This window comes from Aquirufa beregesia (genome assembly GCF_011090385.1).
Taxonomy (GTDB): domain Bacteria; phylum Bacteroidota; class Bacteroidia; order Cytophagales; family Spirosomataceae; genus Aquirufa; species Aquirufa beregesia.
In genome coordinates this window covers 1-300 of sequence record NZ_SEWW01000047.1, presented here as the reverse complement: position 1 = coordinate 300, position 300 = coordinate 1, and the positions used below count along the sequence as shown (strand labels likewise).

The window sequence follows — 300 nt, the reverse complement described above, 5'->3', positions numbered from 1 at the left end:
ACAGTATGTGTAAATACCCCTGGGAAAATGGGAAAGCAGAGCGTATCAATGGAATTATAAAAAACAATTATTTACGGCATCGAAAAATCCATAATTTCGAAATGCTGGTCAAAGAAGTTGACCGAGCAGTATCACTTTATAATCTGGAAAAGCCTCATATTGAGTTAAATAGAATGTCACCTATTGATTTTGAAAAAAAACTATTAAATTTAAATCAAGCTATATGCTAAACAAAAAAATACTTGAAAACTAATCAAGTATAAATGACATAAAACGGTCAACGTCATTCAGGCATTCACA

General features: G+C 31.0%; 1 protein-coding gene. It reads left to right on the top strand.

The window, feature by feature from the left end; all coding sequences use genetic code 11:
- Positions 1-230 (top strand): integrase core domain-containing protein (locus tag EWU23_RS13825; RefSeq protein ID WP_166233203.1); only part of this gene is annotated, 230 nt, incomplete at its 5' end.
- Positions 231-300 lie beyond the last annotated feature (70 nt).